The following is a 17071-nucleotide window of genomic DNA, read 5'->3' as shown; positions in this document are numbered from 1 at the left end:
AATACATTCTCTAAACGAGCTAGAAAATTCCTTAAAAGCAGGTGTGTCATTTCAACTTTGCCAGAACTGCAAGGTGATCTTCATGATAAGGCATCAGGTCCTTTGCATTAAGAATTTCGAATTTGGGCTCAAAAGCTTGTTCAAGTTTACCTATTTCTTCCTTAAATATTTCTTTGGGATTTGCTGCAGTGTCGATACTCCGTGACTTGATGGAAAGCAGGAGATATCCGTTTTTTTTCAGAAAGCGGGAAGCATTCCTTGCAGCTATTTCTGCCTGGTTGGGCTGTGCAACATCCTGGAAAATAAGGTCCACAGGTTCAACCAGATGGGAATAACTGTCCGGCCTTCCCGCATCAGCCAGAATTGGGTGGACATTTTTCCGTCTTGATGCGAGCCCTATCAGATCTCTCATGCTTCGGGGGGCAAACTCAACTGCATAAACGGCACCTTCTGAGACGATATCAGAGACATGGCTGACAGTTGTGCCTGAAGCCGCTCCAAGGTAAAGAACTTTAGAATCTTCCTTAAAGGGGATCTCAAATTTTTTGAGAACCATAGCTCCAAGCTTGCTCCGACGAGGGTCCCATATACGGTACTCAATTCCCTCAACCGGGATCAGCTTTTCTCCATAAACTGCTTTTCCAGGGTCAAGGTTCTTTGTAGCAAGCTGTTTTTTGTCCTTTACAACCTCAAAAATCCCTTCCGACACCTTTTTGACTTCAGGCATTTATTTCCTCCTCTTTTTCTTTAGTTTTGCCCCGATTTCCTGCTTTTTTTGAGGAGGTCTGGGGTTCAAAGCCTTGATCTGCAGAACCTTTGTTTCAAGCTTTTCTGCAAGAGATATATCTTTTTTCCCTGAATAAAAATCAATGCGTGCAGCAAGAGAAAGCTTTGCTGAAACTGCTCTTGCTATCTTTCCCCTTACCCACCAGGGCGCGGTATTTATTAAAGGGTGGCTATAGATCACGCCGTGCTTCGGAGATGGAGCCCGAGCTCGGAGATGCTTGAAAAGAGCCTTACTGGCTCCTATAACCTGAATGGTACTGGAGGGGAACACAGCAAGTTTTTCGAGGCTCCCTGCGATACTTATCAACCTTGCCCCGAGCATGGGGCCCGCGATAATGTTCAGGTTGGGTGCGATCAATTCCATGCTGCTCTGAATATAAGCCTCGATCTGTCTCCTTCGTTCATACAGGCTGCAGACGCTTTCTGCAAAACCTTTAAGAAGCGCTTCATCCGCAGCTTCAAGTTTTGCGCCCATTGAATCCCTGGCTTTTGAATAAAGCGGATCTTCAGAATCAATATTATCACGGGAACCGTATTTTACAATAAAAAGTGCAAGGGTTTCTCCGCTTAGCCCGCTTTCGGGAAAATAGCCTCCGTACCATTCAAAAAGCCTTTCTGAAAGGGAGTTTGTCGTTTCATTGATGTCGTCCAGAGCTTCCACAGCCTGGATAATTCGCTGGTCAGGAGTTAGAGCTCCTGAGACCTGGAGTTTTGCAGCTTCCAAAGTGACTTCGTGTAATAGGGAGTAGTATTCCGCAGGGGATTCTACAAATCCGCATTCGATAGCTGCGGCTTTCAGGTCAAAGCCTTCAGGAGGAAGATTCAACCTGCTGTCCCTTAGAGAAAGAGAGTACAGGGCAAGCTCCCGGATGCCTTTTGAAATAAGTCTGGATCCTGTAATTTCCCCGACACCGCCTGTCTCAAGGACTCCAAACCAGGTATCTACTTTCAATCAGGACCCCCCAAAAATGTCCGCACCATGGTTTTTTGCCTTTGTGAGCAATACTTTCCCGCCCAGAGACTCGTCAAGCATGCGCTGGGCTTCTTGCCGGAGCCTTTTGCCTTCGCCAGCGCTTCCGACAATTCCGTAAACTACTGGCCCGAAAGAACTGATGCCTGCGCCGCTTGCTCCGTTATCTCGCATGTACTCCATGATATCCAGAACAGGGCGCGACTGAAGTTCAACTTCTTTTCTCTTAAAACCTGTAATCTGGAAGTGATTAATTGCCCTGCCGAAACTTTCCAGGTCTTCTTCCACAAGTGCAGGAAGCATCTGCATGAGAATTACATGGCAAATTTCCTGAACTTCGGCAAGGGGAATTGGACAACATTTTTTGAAGATGTCCACTTCTTCCTCAGCATGCGCCCCTTTACTGTTAGGGATTACGAGAACAATAGGCCAATCGGGAAAATTTCTTCTAAAAAGGACAGGGCCTGGAGGTACGTGGCTGGCCGCAGAAGGAGAAAATGCGCCTTTATCCTTGAACTTGTGTCCACCATCCAGAATGAAACCGCCGTTTTCAAAAGCAGCGACCCCTATTCCAGAAGTGCCGCCTCTACCGACAGCAACTGCAAGCTCCCGAACGCTTTTCCCAAGTCCGTAGATTTTATTTACGGCTGCGGCTGTTGACAGTGCAGCCTGGGTCCCGGAGCCGAGCCCTACGTGATCAGGAAGACTATCGTTAATATGGATTCTAATTCCTTCTCCTGCCGGGAGCAAAGCTTCTGCAGCTTTTCGCATCCTGCCTGCGAGAAAAGGATCACCGAAGACTTCAATAGTATCATCTTCAGTTGCAGAAATTTCCAGGCAGGGAGATTCCAGGGCGATTCCTGCTCCCCCATCGACCCTGCCGAGCTCTGCATTGAGATCTATCAGGGTAAGATGTAGTCTGGATGGAGACACTACTTTAATCATGTTTATCTGTATCCTCATTACCTATTCATAAAGCTTAGGAGTCAAACTTCCATTTACCCCTAAGTTTTTCCTTAATAATAGAATAAGTAAAAGATACAGTTTTTCTGTTAAATATAAATTTAATGACTGGGAAAATCATAGAATATATCTTTACACGTATCTCCGCATTTCCTCGGAAGTCCAGCATTGGATTCATGAATACGGGATTAATGGAAAAATTGCAGTGCCTGCACCGGCTGTAGGCCAATCCTGTAATAGCATGTAAAAACCCACAGAGAATGCCCGTATCTGCCGGATCGGAAAAGCCAAAAGTCACGTAAGATTCCAGACGCTTAATTTTTATTCCATTTAGCAAATCGGAAAATAGACAAAATAAAGGTTTTCTTAGAGATTTAAATGCTTCCAGGCCCCAGTGAAGCTTTTCTCTGGTAGTCATTCCCTCTTTTGCTTTTTCTTCACTTTCGGTCCTTATTTTCTTTTTTCCTCGTATTTTAGCAATTATTCCTGTTTTTTCTTTATTCTCACTTACTTGTATTCTTTTTTCTTCCGGTTTTTTTTCTTCAATCTCTGTTCTTCTTTCCACTTCAATTTTACCCTGTGTTTTTATAATGTCTTCTGTACTCTTTTGAGTTCCTTCTATGCCTGTTTCACTTTGCTTATCTTTTACTCCTCTTTCCTTTTTTTCCTCTTCCGGTCCTTCGGAAAGGTTCACTTTTGTCCCAGTTTCTCCGACTAAAAAAGTATGGGAAAAAAGCAGCCATTTTACAGTAAATACGCCTCCGAATTCTTTCTTTTCTTCCAGACTGAGAACTTTAAGCTTGAAAGTAAAGCCTATTGCCGTAAAAAGTATGAATAAAATCAATAGAAAAACTAGTAGGAAAAGATAGATGGCCAGCATATTAAACAAATTCTGGAAAAAAGGATAGTCCTGACTATCCTGAAAATCCAGACCTCTGAGTTCCGGTTCCTGGAAAAATCCTTTAAAAGGATTTAAATTCCAGAAAATTTAGTGGAAGCATCCTCCTTTTTCGACCTTGACCTCTGTTTCTTCTAGTGTTTCCTTTTCTCGAGCTTCTTTTTCTTTAATTTCCTTTTCTTGCAATTTACTTTCTTCTTTGTTTTTGCCTCTCATGCCTTTGAGCTTATCCATAACCTCAGGCACAAGATCAGAAATTGAATTGAGAATTGACCCGGTATCGTTCCTTTCAGAGATCCGGAAGATTCTGGCTTCCTCTTCAGAAAGCATAATGAATGCAACGGGCTCGATTTTCGCGCCAGCCCCACCGCCTCCTCCATACCCGGATTCGGTGTCCTTCTTGCCTTCCCCACCGCCTGCTCCGAAACCCATAGTAATCCTTGAAATTGGAATAATTGTTTTTCCGGCAGCAGTAATAGGCTCTCCAACTACGGTTTTGGTAGTCGCGATTTTCTCAAGTTCACCTGCAATTTCTTTGATAGTGGATTCTACACCCATCTTATCCATCCCCGATTTGGTATATCGTTTCGTTATAAGGATAATGTTGTTTCGTCTATAAGGATAATACTGTTTCGTTTATAAGGATAATGCTGTTTCGTCTATAAGGATAATGCTGTTTCGTCTATAAGGATAAATAGGTTTTTTATCATTTTTTCCACTCTCATTTAATGGTATTACCGTAGTGTCGCATCAGCAGTAAAATGTCGTATAAAATCGATTACAACCATTCAGAATTTTTCAATCCTTGAGGAATGACGCGACAGTAGTTGCAACTTAGCTTATTGCACATAACGGTGAGTCGCTACACGTGGCAGTGAACACAGTAATGTCAGGAGATACAATTATTATAGAGCCTGGCATCTATGCTGAGAATATTGTAATAAATAATGATAATCTCGTAATCAGTCCGGATAATAGAATCCTGATGATACGGTTGTGCAGGAATCCCGAGGCTTTTGAATTTATGCGAACAACGTAACTATTAAGGGTTTTAGCAAAGAGATGCCGATGCCTCCGATACAATTGTTATCAGTGATTAGACGACTAATTGCAGGATTGAGAATCATAAATTATCAATTGTCATAATGGTGTTAAGACATATCTAACCGGATTTGGAAACATAGTAAGTAATAATGAAACTCTGGATTTTCATTAGCTAAGTTTATATAATGGAAGAAATGTTGGAAATATATATCAATATTATTATTCTAAAAACTCCGGTTTAAAACGTTTTTATCCATTAAACCAACTTCATAATCTAACTGATAAATCAATTTGAATCAACGGCGAAAGTTCTGGTAGTCAATTAAATTGAATACACTTTACTGAAAATACACTTTACTGAAAATATACTTTACTGGGATGTTTGTTATGTGGCGAATAAAAAGGACAATATTTATTTTATTTGCAGTAGTTCTTTCACTTCAAGCGATTGCAAGTATTAGCGCAGTTGCAACTGATCTTATTGTACATAACGGTGAGTCGATACAGGCGGCAGTGGACAAAGCAAAGTCAGGTGATACCATAATTGTAGAGCCTGGCAACTATACTGAGAATATTGAAATAAATACTGATAATCTTGTAATCATGTCCAGGTCAGAGAATCCTGATGATACGGTTCTGCAGGGCTCCGGAGGCTTTAGAATTTATGCGAACAATGTCACGATTAAGGGTTTTAGCATAAAGGGTACCAATGCCTCCGATGCAATTGTTATCAGCGATTGGATGGGTAATTGCACGATTGAGAATAATAAATTATCAAATTGTCAGAATGGTGTTGAGATAGGTCTAACTGGATTTGGAAATATAGTAAGTAATAATGAAATCAGGGAATGTGAGGAAGGAATCGGGCTCGCAGACTGCCAGGAAACTACGATAAAAGATAATTATATCTCACACTGTAATAAGGGAATTGTAATGTCCGATTCCCTAGTTAATACAATTGAAAATAATACGATTATAAAAAGTGATCTAGGTGTCGTTTTTGGTGGGATCTCTGATGAAAACACTGTAATTAATAATAAAATAACCTTGAACAAGCGGGGTCTTGATTTAAGTGCAGGTGGCCATCAAAATCGGATTTATAATAATGATTTCAATAATACAGTAAATGTGAACTTTGGAGATTGTGCTGAATCGAATAACTGGAACACCACAAGAACCGCCGGAAAAAATATCATAAACGGCTCTTCTATAGGTGGAAACTGCTGGGCTACACCTGCAGGAGATGGATTTACCCAGACTCATTTCGATGTAAGTGGTTGTGGTATAGCCAAAGAACCCTGTTCTCTCGATGAGAAAAATTGTGACTATTTGCCTCTTGTAACTTCTACCACAAACTGTACAGCTTCAAAACCTGCCGCAATAACTGTTGAGCAAGTTATTGAAGATAATGAAAGTACCGGGAATATCAGCGTAGGGAATAATGTAACCCGTGCAGACAATGAAAGTATCGGAAATATCAGTGTCGGGGATAATGTAACCCGTGCAGACAATGAAAGTACAGGTGAAGACACGAACGGAAAAGCGTGAAAATTCCTTGGTGGGAAATAAGTTGCGAGATGGCGTGACTGATTGTCCTTTTAGGGTATAAGAGAGCGTGAAAAGATTAACAGAAAACAAGCAGAAGGCAATAAAAAAGCTGACGTAAAGTTTTGACGTCGAAAAAAATAGTCGGTGAAGGTTTCATCCCTTCATTTTATTTTTTTATTAGGTTTTTCTCATTGTTTTCTACTCACCTTTCAAACTTTGTCTCTCAGCTCCGGAATATCTGTTGCCTTTGACCTCTTTTAAAGTCTATAACATAGTTTCTGTTTAGAGAATAAATACAGTTTGCATTATCTTTATCCGGTCTTTATTTCAGTAGAATACCTCGCAGCTTACTGCGGGATGCGCCAGCGCAACTTTGATTTTTTTGTATTTTTAAGATTAACACTAAATAGCGATCATGGAACGAGATTCGGTATCTGGTTTAATAGCTCTGGGGAATTAAAGGAAAAATACAAAAGTAAAAATTTGAGGTAAATTCATGGGCTTTTTTCTGCCAGTTTTTACTTTTTGCCCCTTATTTTAGATGCCAATCCAAAAATATTGTAAATATGAATATATAGCTTATTATCTTCTCTCCAATAGATATATTTTAAACCAGTCCCCGGCTAAACGGGCAACTTCTTCTAACGCTCCCTGCTCTTCAAAAAGATGGGTAGCACCCGGAACAATCTCTAATCTTTTTTCAAGTGCCCCCGTCTTGTCTAAAGCCCACTGGTTCAGGTCGATTACCTGAGTGTCTTTTCCGCCTACAATAAACAATGTCGGTGCCTTTACATACATCAATGCACTTTCAGCAAGGTCAGGCCGTCCTCCTCTGGAGACCACTGCTTTTACGATATCAGAATATTCTCTTGCAGCTATGAGTGCGGCTGCAGCACCTGTACTGGCTCCAAAGTAACCAAGATTAAGCTTTTTAGTATCCGGCCTATCTAAAAGCCATCTAGTTGTATCAATAAGCCTTTTTGAAAGCATATCAATATCAAAGCGGAGCTCGCGCGTTATCATATCGATCCTTTCTTCTTCCGCTGTCAGGAGATCAAATAAAAGGGTTGCAAGCCCATTTCTTTGAAGTTCCTGTGCAACGTACTGGTTGCGTGGGCTATGACGGCTGCTTCCGCTTCCGTGCACAAAAACGACAATTCCCCTCGCTCCCGCAGGAATATCCAGTTTTCCATCAAGATAGATTGAGCCAATTGGAATGCGGACCTCGGCATTCCTTTCAGTATTCGATAATTCGGTCATATTAACCCCCCAAAAAGACTTTATTATAACTCACAGGTCTGCAAGTGGGTAGACATCAGGCTTGTCTGAACTTTATTTCGCCGGAAGGCTCCTTGCCTTATCCAGTAGTTCACAGACTTCTTCGTCGGCAGTTTGACTGAAATTCTCATACCAGGCTCCTACCCCATAGAAAGGTTCAGGTGTAGCAACACATATTACTTCATCGACCTTTTTTTCAAAGAACCTGCATGTATCAGGCGCAGCCGTAGGAACTGCAACCACTATTTTAGCCGGGTTTTTAGTTTTAAGGGCAGCAGCCGCTGCACGCATTGTTGCACCTGTCGCAAGTCCGTCATCTATCAAAATTATAGTCGAACCGCTTATCTCCGGCTTGGGCCTATCTCCACGATAAGTGCGTTCCCTGCGTTTAATTTCACTAAGCTCATTCGCAGCTACCGAATCAATTACCTGTTCAGATATGTGAAAAGACCTGATCACGTCATCATTCAGCACGCGGATATTGTCAGAGGCAATCGCTCCCATTGCCAGCTCTTCATTTCCTGGCACTCCTAACTTTCGCACTATAAAAACATCCATTTTTACATTGAGTTCCTTTGCAACTTCAAAAGCCACCGGAACTCCACCACGTGGAAGAGCCAGTATAAGTACATCTGGACGGTTTGCATACTTTGAAAGTTCTTTTGCCAGCTTTCTTCCTGCATCTACTCTATCTTTAAAAAGTGCCATTAGTCCCTTCAACCCCATATTGAACTGAATTAATTGGTAAGATAAGCTATGTTAATTTATAGTATCTATTTTCAAAGCCTTAAATGTATAGATTATTAATTTAAATTTAAACTATTATATTACTCTTTTAATTGAATCGGGGCCAAGTGGAAGTAAAAAAATTTGAAACTATTTATTCCATTTTTCAAGTTCTTTCCTGTTTTATTGTGGAAAGTGATCCTTGAAAAGGTTTATCTGGAAATGGATACCGCAATTCCCCCTGGGATAATTGTCAACTAACTGGTTTCAAACTTTCTTACGCATGCTTTCCCTGAAGCCTCCATGTCTGCTTGTAAACGTATAAGTCAGAATGTGCTTCTCGGGAATTATCTCCAGCACTTCATGTTTTTCCAGTTTCAGCCCAGAGCCGTCGAAGCTGTATGTGGGTGCATTTTTTATCCAGATCTCAGCTATTTTCTCAGCTTATTCAGGCGCGGTAGATAGGGCATAAGCTCTGAGTTCGATCAGTGCAGAATCAATTTCCTGGAGGCTTTCAGGCATATATTGTGAAGAGTAAGGATCTCCAGTTACGTTTTTTGCTCTATCTTTTTCAGTCAGTCTTATCTCCAGTACCCCCACATCCGCAATTACAGATTGCCCTTCCTGAGAAGTATAGCGGTCTTTCATCTCAGAGAACCCTTTTTTCAAACCGGCTGACAAGATCTTCGAAACCGCTTTCAATGAAAGGCTTTTCATATCTTTTCATGAATCTTCCTTCTGCGTCAGACGTTGTAAATACAATGCTCGTGCTGTTTACAATTAACTTCTGTACCTTCATTTTCTGGACTACAAGCCCTCCTTACTTTTTATGAATTATCTTTGCATCTTCTGAGCCTTCAGGCTCTATCTCAACGCAGACGGATGCGAAAGTTACCAAAATTATGAACAGTATGAAAATTACTTTATTAATCGAAGTCCTCTCCTATTTTATCCCTTTCGAGCTTGCTATCTCCAAAATTCTTGTTATAATCAGGCATTTTGTGTATTATTACGTCTTTCCTAAATTTGTTTTTTTATTTTTGCTGATGTATAATTATTTCATGAGACTTCTTAAGTGCTTTTCAATCGAATGAGCACAATTATTTATTTCAGGTTACAAGTATTATTCAGATATATCCTGCTGAACTCTTTTTTCGCGCCTTCATTTGAAAAAGTTTTCCAAGGGCAATTATATGAAACGCAACACAAAGGAATGGAAAGAAAAAAGGGCCGAGTTTCTCAAAGGCAAAACCTGTGCGTGGTGCGGGGTTTCCGATTCCCTATGCATTCATACTCCCAGGGCTTTTTCTCCGGCACAGATCAGCTCCGAGATTTATAGTGCTGCATATGTCAGGTTCAGGGAAGTTTATAGGGAAAAATACCAGAAATTTAATTGCACATCAACTGGTAAGCACCGCCATAAAAGTCATCCTGCCTGGCATAAAGCTTCAACAGTGCATAAAACCGAGCCTGACCATACTGACCTTGTAGAACAGTATATTGAAGTGCTTGTTGAAGACTCAGGAGAAGGAAGCTTTAAAAATCTTTATCATGAATGGCTTGAAGAAAGCGGAATTAAAGAGCTGATCGAAGAAGAGATTAAAAAAGCAGGGGAAGAATACGAATCTCTGACAAACGCAATTGCACTTTGCAAACGGTGTCATTTTGCAAGTCTTAAGGGTATGAATCTCTGCCCTGTGTGCAGGAATAAATATAAGTCCTTAAACTATGAAACTTGCTTTGATTGCCTTCCCAAAGATAAAAAGGCAGAAGTTCTGGCAAGGCAAAAAAGAGAATTTTCTTGAGAATTCAGGGCGGATTCCTGATAAATTGTTTTCCGACATGCTATCATTTCTGGGAATTTCTTTTTTCAGAGAAGAGCCCAACCACTTCCTCCACAGGCTCTACACATCCCTATTTCCAGGTAGCCTGCCCCATTGCAGAGAGGACATATTATTGCAGGCTGGGCAACGAGTACATCCCCCTGTCCTCCGCAAGCTTCACAAGTTCCACTTCCATCATGCCCGGTTCCACTACAAAGAGAGCATTTTTCCGGAGCGTATTCGGTATCTATAAACATATGAAACATCTTATCACCTTCAAAGGTCCGATTGCAGAAATTATCTGAAAAATTCTTTTAATACCTATTTTCGGCGTTCTGAGTTAAAAGATCTTCCAAAAAGATAAAAAGGAAAAAGTTATAACTTAATTGGAGGATTTTCTATTTTTTCAGCATCTGCAGGCTTTTCTCATGTGTTTCTAAAATGTTCTTAAGAGAACCTTGAAGAACTGCAAAAATTTAACTCCCAAAATCAATGAAAAATCTTTTTCTCTTACATTTTCCTTTTTAATTGTAAGTTTCAGGAGGACATTTTTGCCGCAGGAAATTATTTTCCTGTCTATTTAAGGTTGTTTGCCAGTCCAATATCTTCCAAGGTAAAGGAAAGCTTTTGCAGAAAAATATTTTTTTTCTCTGCCTTATCTTTCTAACGTTTATCCATAACTTTTTACTTAGTAACATAAAATATTACTTTTAACGATTCCGGTAGTTTTAAGTAACATCGAAAAATAATATTAATCGGGGAGAGGTTTTGAAGTTGTGCCTGATAGGCATACGCTTTAAAATGAATATTTCCTGAAATTTAAGGAGTTGGAACTATGGCAGATAGAGGTGATCCTGAATTTTTGTCAGCAAGCACAATAAAAGGGGATAAGGTCGTCAATAGAGCTGGGGAGGACCTTGGGAAGATCGAAGAATTAATGATTGATCTTCAGGATGGAAGGATAGCATATGCCGTACTTTCTTTTGGTGGATTCCTGGGTATGGGTAATAAATTATTTGCTATTCCCTGGAATGCTCTTACTCTGAGAGTGCATGAGCACGCCTTTTTACTTGATATTCCAAAAGAAACCCTGGAAAAAGCAGAAGGTTTTGATAAAGACAACTGGCCTGCAACTAATCGCGAATGGCTTGCCACTATGTACAAATTCTACGGATACCAGCCTTACTGGCAGACAGAAAGGATAGAGGCTCGACCAGGTAACATATAAACTTGTAAAATAAACAGCAGGTGCAGCCATCAACCTCACTGGAAAATTGGATGGCCGGGGCGAACTTAATCGGAGAGGAATTTTGAAGTTGTGCTGGGGGTACAAGCTTTAAAATATACCCTTTCTAAAAATTAGGGAGTTGAAACTATGGCAGATAGAAATAATCCGGATTTTTTGTCAGCTAGCACAATAAAAGGGGATAAGGTCGTCAATAGAGCAGGAGAGGACCTTGGGAAAATTGAAGAATTAATGATCGATCTCCAGGATGGAAGAGTAGCATACGCTGTACTTTCATTTGGTGGATTACTGGGTATGGGCGACAAGTTATTTGCCATTCCTTGGAAAGCTTTTTCGCTGAGGCTGCACGAGCATGCCTTTTTACTTGATATTCCTAAAGAAACTCTTGAAAGGGCAGAAGGTTTTGATAAGGATAACTGGCCTACGACTAACCGTGAGTGGCTTTCCACTGTGTACAGCTATTATGGATACCATCCTTACTGGCAGATAGGGGCCACAGAAAGAATTGGGTTGCCTGGTGAGACAGAATCACAAAGAATGTCCTCAAGGGGAAGTACGGGAGGCAGAGGCAGTCCTGAATTTTTGTCAGCTAGCACAATAAAAGGGGATAAGGTCGTCAATAAAGCTGGAGATGACGTTGGGAAGATTGAAGAATTAATGATTGATCTTCAAGATGGAAAAATAGCATATGCCGTACTCTCACACGGTGGAATACTGGGTATAGGCAGCAAATTGTTTGCTATTCCCTGGCAGGCTCTTACTCTCAGAGTTCATGAACACGCTTTTGTCCTTGATATTCCTAAAGAAACCTTTCATAAAGCAGAAGGCTTTGATAAGGACAGGTGGCCTTTGACTCGTGAGGAACTCTCCAGTACTTACACTTACTACGGATACCAGCCTTACTGGCAGACCGGAATGGCAGCACAAGCAGCAGGAGTCTCAACAGGAATCTTGGGTGAGACTGAATCCGAAAGGATGGCTCGGATGGGAGCTATGGAAGGTTCAGGCGGTCCAGAATTTCTATCAGCAGGCACGATAAAAAAGGACAAGGTCGTCAATAGAACCGGAGAGGAACTTGGGAAGATTGAAGAATTAATGATTGACCTTGAAAAGGGTAGGATAGCGTATGCTGTACTTTCTTTTGGTGGGTTCCTGGGAATGGCCGATAAGCTATTTGCTATCCCCTGGCAGGCTCTTTCATTGAGAGTTCATGATCACGCTTTCACCCTTGATATCCCCAAGGATGTCCTAGAAAAGGCAGAAGGCTTTGATAAGGATAACTGGCCTTTAACTCGTGGGGAACTCTCCAGTATCTACACTTACTATGGATACCAGTTTTACTGGTAGACAGTGACTGCAGGACAAAAAGGAATCTCAACAGGAATCTCGGGTGAGAACGAATCTGAAAGAATAACCCGGATGGAAAGAGAAATAAACTGGAATTCCCAGAGAGGCAGAACCCGAAAGAATGTCCAGAGTAGAGAGGGAGAAACAAGGGCAACTAGGGAAAGTTGAAAAAAGAATAATAGGACAAGAAAAAGCAGGACTAGGAAAAAGAATAGAAAAACTGGGAGAGAAAGAGAGACAAAGAGAAACGGGAGCAGCTAGAAAGAGAAAAGATGATAGCGGAGAGGCGGGAACAAAAATACAAGTAATAAACAAATAAGGGAGACATATCATGTCTCCCTGGATTAAATAGGGTTCATAGTAAAAGTGCTTTTGGCACTTTAAAATTGACTTCAATAACTATGAAATAAATTTAAGCTCTTATTTTGGTTTTTTTTTAGCTCGTATTTTTATTTTTTCTAATTATTAGTCTATTTTACGAATTAAATTTTCTTTTTCTGTCAAAAGCTTTGCAAGCAGCGATTTTTTAATTTCTACCGCATTATTTGGGCAAAGTTCGCGACAGCAGTAACACAAGATACACTTCTCCTGATTTATCCTGAAACTTCCGTCTTCAAGCCGTTCCACGGCATGGGGAGAACAATTCAGATAGCAAGCTCCGCAGCGGGTACATTTTCTCCTGTTGATCCTGGGATAAATGTTATAGTATTTACCTAGGCTATGGGTAAGAAAAGAAGGGGCCGTGCTGACTCCTCCGCTGGATTGTTTGAATTTCATTTTGACTTCTTTTAAAGGAGTTCCAACCACACCAGGGCACTGGTTCCCGAAACCTTTTTTGACAGCGCCTGCAGTTGTGGGAACTTTGAGGGGGTCAAAGCCAATCATTTCCGCAGCAACGATATCCAGGGAAACACAATCCGGGCTTGCCAGGATTACACCGGAATTTACAGGCTTTCCGTGAGAAGGACCATTTCCTTCCATACCCATAATCCCATCCATAACCGCAAAGCTGGGCCTGACAGCAGAGTATACGTCTGCAACAGCTTCTCCAAAAAGATCTCTTTTTCCAAGGAGATGTATCTCTTTTCGGCACCTTAGAGGAAGCGTCCCGAAAAAGTTCTTAACCGCGCCTGTGTAATAGGTAAGTTCATGGGTTTTTAATTTTGGAAGGGATATTACAACATCGGCTTCAAGGACAGGATTTGCAATATATAATTTCCGGAATTGCAGGGGGTCAGGGATATCTACCAGGGTAAAGCCCGCAGTTTCGAAATTTACTACCATGGCTCCTGCCTGTCTGGCAGCTTCTTCTATACCTGAAACTTTCAGAGCTTTTGAAGTGGCTCCTGGCCTTGAGATTCCAGCTCCGTCTCCGACTATAGGCTTTCCTCCTGCCTGAAGCACGAACTCGCACATCGAGGCTACTAAGGAGGGATGAGTGGTTACTGCGTTCTCTGGAGGACTGGCTGCAAGAATATTTGGTTTCAGAAGTACGCGGTCTCCGGGCTGAATTATCTTTTCAAGGCCTCCGAGAAGGTCTAAAGCCTCCGCTATTGCTTTCTTTGCGTCAGAATAATCAGGGCAGCGGACTATGGAGACTTTACTCACGGCTGGAAAATAAATGGGCTTATTATTAAATTTCTTTCCGGTTCGAATTTACTGGCATTTTTCTCGAATTCTTTTCTTAATTTTTTCTTTTATCGATTTTTAATTCCTATCATAGAATCTATTTCTTCAGCTATGTTTTCGAGTTCATCGAAAATCCTTTCCGAATCCTTTCGCATTTCCCTTACTGCAACTTTCAAGCTGCCCCCCCGCAGATATATAAGGCGTTTTTTCCTGTAAAGAAGGCCCGAATCGTTAAGGTTCCTGAGATGGTGGTTAACTCTTGATATTTTTATCCCAAGGTCTACAGCAAGGGCTTCCGAAGATGTTGCCTCGTCGTTTGAGAGTTTATCAAGCAGGCTAAAAATTATCCTGGTAGCTGTATTTTCGGTGTCCCTGCCCGAAGAAAAGCCGAAGCTATCACAGAACCATAACAGGTTCTCTTCCAGGTTTTTGATATGCGGTTTTTCAATGTTTCTTAAAATGATCTCCTGAACCATCTGGGTAATATTTTGGAGTTTCACATATATATATTTTATTCAAATTTGTAGATATCGTTTCTATTTTTTAGTCATCATATTCATTTTTCCTGGTAATTTTTAAATACAAGTTTTGCATTATGTTAAGATAGTTGAGCGTTTCACAGCTCAATACGTTCATCAATCCTATATTGACTATAACTACGATTTAATGTTCGGCTAATACAGGATCATTTGTGCATAAGGAGGAATAAAATAATGATTATCAGACCTATTGGCGAACGAGTATTACTCAAACACCAGCAGAAGGAAGAAGTGACAAAAGGTGGTATCTACATTCCTGAATCTGCACGGCAGGAAAAAAAGGAAGGAATTGTAATAGCCGTGGGGACTTTTGAAGACGGGAAAGAACTGCCCCTGAAAAAAGGCGACCGTGTTATTTATGGGGGATATCAGGCTGATGAAATTGAATTAGATGATGAAAAGTATGTTTTTGTCGATTTTAAGGATATCATGGCAACAATTGTGGACGAAAAATGTTGAATTCCGCCTGTTCTTAATAATATAATAGTGGGAGTAAACTCAATTTAATCCAGGAAAATATCTGATATCAATCAAGGTGAATATAGATGGCTTCAAAGCAAATAATGTTTGATGAAAGTGCCAGAAAGGCGCTCTTAAATGGTGTGGATAAAGTTGCGAACACCGTCAAGATAACTCTCGGGCCTAAGGGCCGTTATGTGGTGCTGGACAAAAGCACAAAACCTGTGGTCACAAATGACGGAGTAACCATCGCAAAAGAAATAGAGCTTCACGATAAGTTCGAAAATATGGGGGCTAAGCTTGTCAAGGAAGTTGCATCCAAAACCCAGGATAACACCGGAGACGGGACAACTACTGCAACCCTCCTTGCTCAGAGCATGATCCGGGAAGGCCTGAAAAATATCAGTGCCGGAGCAAACCCGATAGATGTCAAGAAAGGTATCGAGATTGCAACAGAAAAAGTTGTGAGCTACCTCAAGAATAAGAGTGTTGAGGTAAAAGGCAAAGAGAACATCATACAGGTTGCTACTATTTCTGCAAACAACGATGAGGAAATAGGCAACCTTATCGCAGATGCTATGGAAAAAGTCGGCTACAACGGGGTAATTACTGTTGAGGATTCCAAAACAATGGAAACAAGTCTGGATGTTGTAGAAGGAATGCAATTCGACCGCGGGTTTGTTTCTCCCTATATGGCAACTGATACCGAGAAGATGATCTGCGAGTTCGACGATCCCTATATCCTTATCACGGACAAGAAAATCAACAGCATGAAGCAGATTGTCCCCGTGCTTGAAAAAGTCGCCTCTGAAGGACGTTCCCTCCTGATCATTGCCGAGGATGTTGATGGGGATGCCCAGGCAGCCCTGATCCTGAATATTATCCGCGGAGCCCTGAGGGTATGTGCTGTCAAAGCTCCTGGATTCGGAAATGAGAGAAAGGAGATGCTTGAAGATATTGCAGTTCTGACTGGCGGTCAGGTGGTCAGTGAAGAAAAGGGCATGAAGCTTGAGGAATTCGATGACTACATGCTCGGAAATGCCCGGAAAGTCACAGTTGACAACCATAAGACCATTATTGTAGAAGGCAGAGGCGACAAAGCAAAGATCAATGAAAGGGTCAGGGTAATAGAATCCCAGATTAACATTGTCGAGGCTGATTACAGAAAAACTGAACTCAAAAAACGCCAGGCAAAGTTAGGAGGCGGCGTCGCAGTAATCAAAGTGGGCGCTGCAACCGAAACTGAGCTGAAGGAGAAAAAGATGAGAATCGACGACGCTCTCAATGCCACAAAAGCCGCAGTCGAAGAAGGAGTTGTCACCGGGGGCGGAGTAAGTCTTTTCCGTGCAACTTCCATCCTCGACTCTCTGAAGCTTGAAGGCGATAGGCAAGTAGGCTTAAAGATAGTCCAGAGAGCTATCGAGGAGCCAGTACGCCAAATCGCTATAAATGCAGGTAGAGAAGGCGCTGAAGTTGTTGCAACCATCAGGGCCGAATCAAATGAGCTCTTCGGGTACAATGCAAAGAAAGACGTTTTTGAAGACCTTTTCGAAGCAGGTGTTATCGATCCTACAAAAGTAGTGAGAAGCGGCCTCCAGAACGCTGCCTCAATTGCTGGAATGGTGCTTACAACTGAGGCCCTCGTCACTGACTTCGATGAAGAAAAGGATGAAAGGACATCTGCAATCATCATCTAATTTTAATTTTTTTATTTTATTTTTTCCATATTCTCTTGGTTTTCCGTCTTTTTCTCCTATATTTTCTCCTACTTATTTTCTCTTTTTTCTGCATTTTTCAGTTCTTATTTTCTTTTAT

General features: G+C 41.3%; 19 protein-coding genes. 8 read left to right on the top strand and 11 right to left on the bottom strand.

Going from position 1 to position 17071, the window contains the following annotated elements; genetic code table 11:
- Window positions 1-46: 46 nt before the first annotated feature.
- From RG963_RS14180 to RG963_RS14160, 5 genes are all read right to left on the bottom strand, one after another.
- Entirely contained in the window at window positions 47-727 is a 681-nt protein-coding gene (locus tag RG963_RS14180) for a fibrillarin-like rRNA/tRNA 2'-O-methyltransferase (protein WP_310576934.1), read from the bottom strand.
- Window positions 728-1738 carry an NOP5/NOP56 family protein gene (locus RG963_RS14175; protein ID WP_310576933.1) on the bottom strand — a complete coding sequence of 337 codons (1011 nt, stop codon included), beginning with the start codon at window positions 1736-1738 and terminating at the stop codon, window positions 728-730.
- Entirely contained in the window at window positions 1739-2701 is a 963-nt protein-coding gene (locus tag RG963_RS14170; RefSeq protein WP_310576932.1) for a beta-ribofuranosylaminobenzene 5'-phosphate synthase, read from the bottom strand.
- Between the two features lie 34 nt (window positions 2702-2735).
- On the bottom strand, window positions 2736-3563 hold the full coding sequence (locus RG963_RS14165) for a DUF2953 domain-containing protein (protein WP_310576931.1): 828 nt from the start codon (window positions 3561-3563) through the stop codon (window positions 2736-2738).
- A 144-nt stretch (window positions 3564-3707) separates the two neighbouring features.
- Entirely contained in the window at window positions 3708-4175 is a 468-nt protein-coding gene (locus RG963_RS14160; RefSeq protein ID WP_310576930.1) for a GerW family sporulation protein, read from the bottom strand.
- A gap of 310 nt (window positions 4176-4485) precedes the next feature.
- Here RG963_RS14160 and RG963_RS14155 point away from each other — a divergent pair, with 310 nt between their 5' ends.
- Both RG963_RS14155 and RG963_RS14150 read left to right on the top strand, forming a co-directional pair.
- Window positions 4486-4656, top strand: coding sequence for a hypothetical protein (locus RG963_RS14155; protein WP_310576929.1), 171 nt, complete (start codon window positions 4486-4488; stop codon window positions 4654-4656).
- 392 nt (window positions 4657-5048) lie between these two features.
- Complete coding sequence (locus RG963_RS14150) at window positions 5049-6209, top strand: right-handed parallel beta-helix repeat-containing protein (RefSeq protein WP_310576928.1); 1161 nt, start codon at window positions 5049-5051, stop codon at window positions 6207-6209.
- 582 nt (window positions 6210-6791) lie between these two features.
- Here RG963_RS14150 and RG963_RS14145 read toward each other — a convergent pair.
- From RG963_RS14145 to RG963_RS14135, 3 genes are all read right to left on the bottom strand, one after another.
- Window positions 6792-7469 carry a dienelactone hydrolase family protein gene (locus RG963_RS14145; protein ID WP_310576927.1) on the bottom strand — a complete coding sequence of 226 codons (678 nt, stop codon included), beginning with the start codon at window positions 7467-7469 and terminating at the stop codon, window positions 6792-6794.
- Window positions 7470-7541: 72 nt separating this feature from the next.
- The gene (locus tag RG963_RS14140; RefSeq protein ID WP_310576926.1) at window positions 7542-8195 is read right to left on the bottom strand and encodes a phosphoribosyltransferase; all 654 of its coding nucleotides are present in this window, start codon (window positions 8193-8195) and stop codon (window positions 7542-7544) included.
- A 462-nt stretch (window positions 8196-8657) separates the two neighbouring features.
- Complete coding sequence (locus RG963_RS14135) at window positions 8658-8930, bottom strand: hypothetical protein (protein WP_310576924.1); 273 nt, start codon at window positions 8928-8930, stop codon at window positions 8658-8660.
- 476 nt (window positions 8931-9406) lie between these two features.
- Between RG963_RS14135 and RG963_RS14130 the strand changes: the two genes are divergently transcribed.
- Window positions 9407-10018 (top strand): hypothetical protein, encoded by a 612-nt coding sequence (locus tag RG963_RS14130; RefSeq protein WP_310576923.1) that lies wholly within the window; start codon window positions 9407-9409, stop codon window positions 10016-10018.
- 65 nt (window positions 10019-10083) lie between these two features.
- Here RG963_RS14130 and RG963_RS14125 read toward each other — a convergent pair whose 3' ends face one another.
- Window positions 10084-10302: a transcriptional regulator gene (locus tag RG963_RS14125; protein ID WP_310576922.1), complete on the bottom strand. Its 219-nt coding sequence runs from the start codon at window positions 10300-10302 to the stop codon at window positions 10084-10086.
- Between the two features lie 569 nt (window positions 10303-10871).
- Here RG963_RS14125 and RG963_RS14120 point away from each other — a divergent pair.
- The 3 genes from RG963_RS14120 to RG963_RS14110 all read left to right on the top strand — a co-directional run bounded on the left by RG963_RS14120 (window position 10872) and on the right by RG963_RS14110 (window position 12948).
- On the top strand, window positions 10872-11264 hold the full coding sequence (locus RG963_RS14120; protein ID WP_310576921.1) for a PRC-barrel domain-containing protein: 393 nt from the start codon (window positions 10872-10874) through the stop codon (window positions 11262-11264).
- A gap of 147 nt (window positions 11265-11411) precedes the next feature.
- Window positions 11412-12629, top strand: a complete 1218-nt coding sequence (locus RG963_RS14115; RefSeq protein ID WP_310576920.1) for a PRC-barrel domain-containing protein — start codon at window positions 11412-11414, stop codon at window positions 12627-12629.
- 121 nt (window positions 12630-12750) lie between these two features.
- The gene (locus RG963_RS14110; protein ID WP_310576919.1) at window positions 12751-12948 is read left to right on the top strand and encodes a hypothetical protein; all 198 of its coding nucleotides are present in this window, start codon (window positions 12751-12753) and stop codon (window positions 12946-12948) included.
- A gap of 146 nt (window positions 12949-13094) precedes the next feature.
- Here RG963_RS14110 and RG963_RS14105 read toward each other — a convergent pair whose 3' ends face one another.
- Window positions 13095-14237, bottom strand: coding sequence for a DUF362 domain-containing protein (locus tag RG963_RS14105; RefSeq protein ID WP_310576918.1), 1143 nt, complete (start codon window positions 14235-14237; stop codon window positions 13095-13097).
- 89 nt (window positions 14238-14326) lie between these two features.
- Window positions 14327-14734, bottom strand: coding sequence for an ArsR family transcriptional regulator (locus RG963_RS14100; protein WP_310576917.1), 408 nt, complete (start codon window positions 14732-14734; stop codon window positions 14327-14329).
- 237 nt (window positions 14735-14971) lie between these two features.
- Here RG963_RS14100 and groES point away from each other — a divergent pair, with 237 nt between their 5' ends.
- A complete protein-coding gene (groES, locus tag RG963_RS14095) occupies window positions 14972-15256 on the top strand; it encodes a co-chaperone GroES (protein ID WP_310576916.1) in 285 nt (94 codons plus the stop codon).
- 86 nt (window positions 15257-15342) lie between these two features.
- Window positions 15343-16953 (top strand): chaperonin GroEL, encoded by a 1611-nt coding sequence (gene groL, locus RG963_RS14090; protein WP_310576915.1) that lies wholly within the window; start codon window positions 15343-15345, stop codon window positions 16951-16953.
- Window positions 16954-17071: the final 118 nt, after the last annotated feature.

Source organism: Methanosarcina baikalica (assembly GCF_031461075.1).
In the GTDB taxonomy this organism is placed as follows: Archaea; Halobacteriota; Methanosarcinia; order Methanosarcinales; family Methanosarcinaceae; genus Methanosarcina; species Methanosarcina baikalica.
The sequence above is the reverse complement of the archived record's forward strand: the minus strand, read 5'-3'. Positions and strand labels throughout refer to the sequence as shown.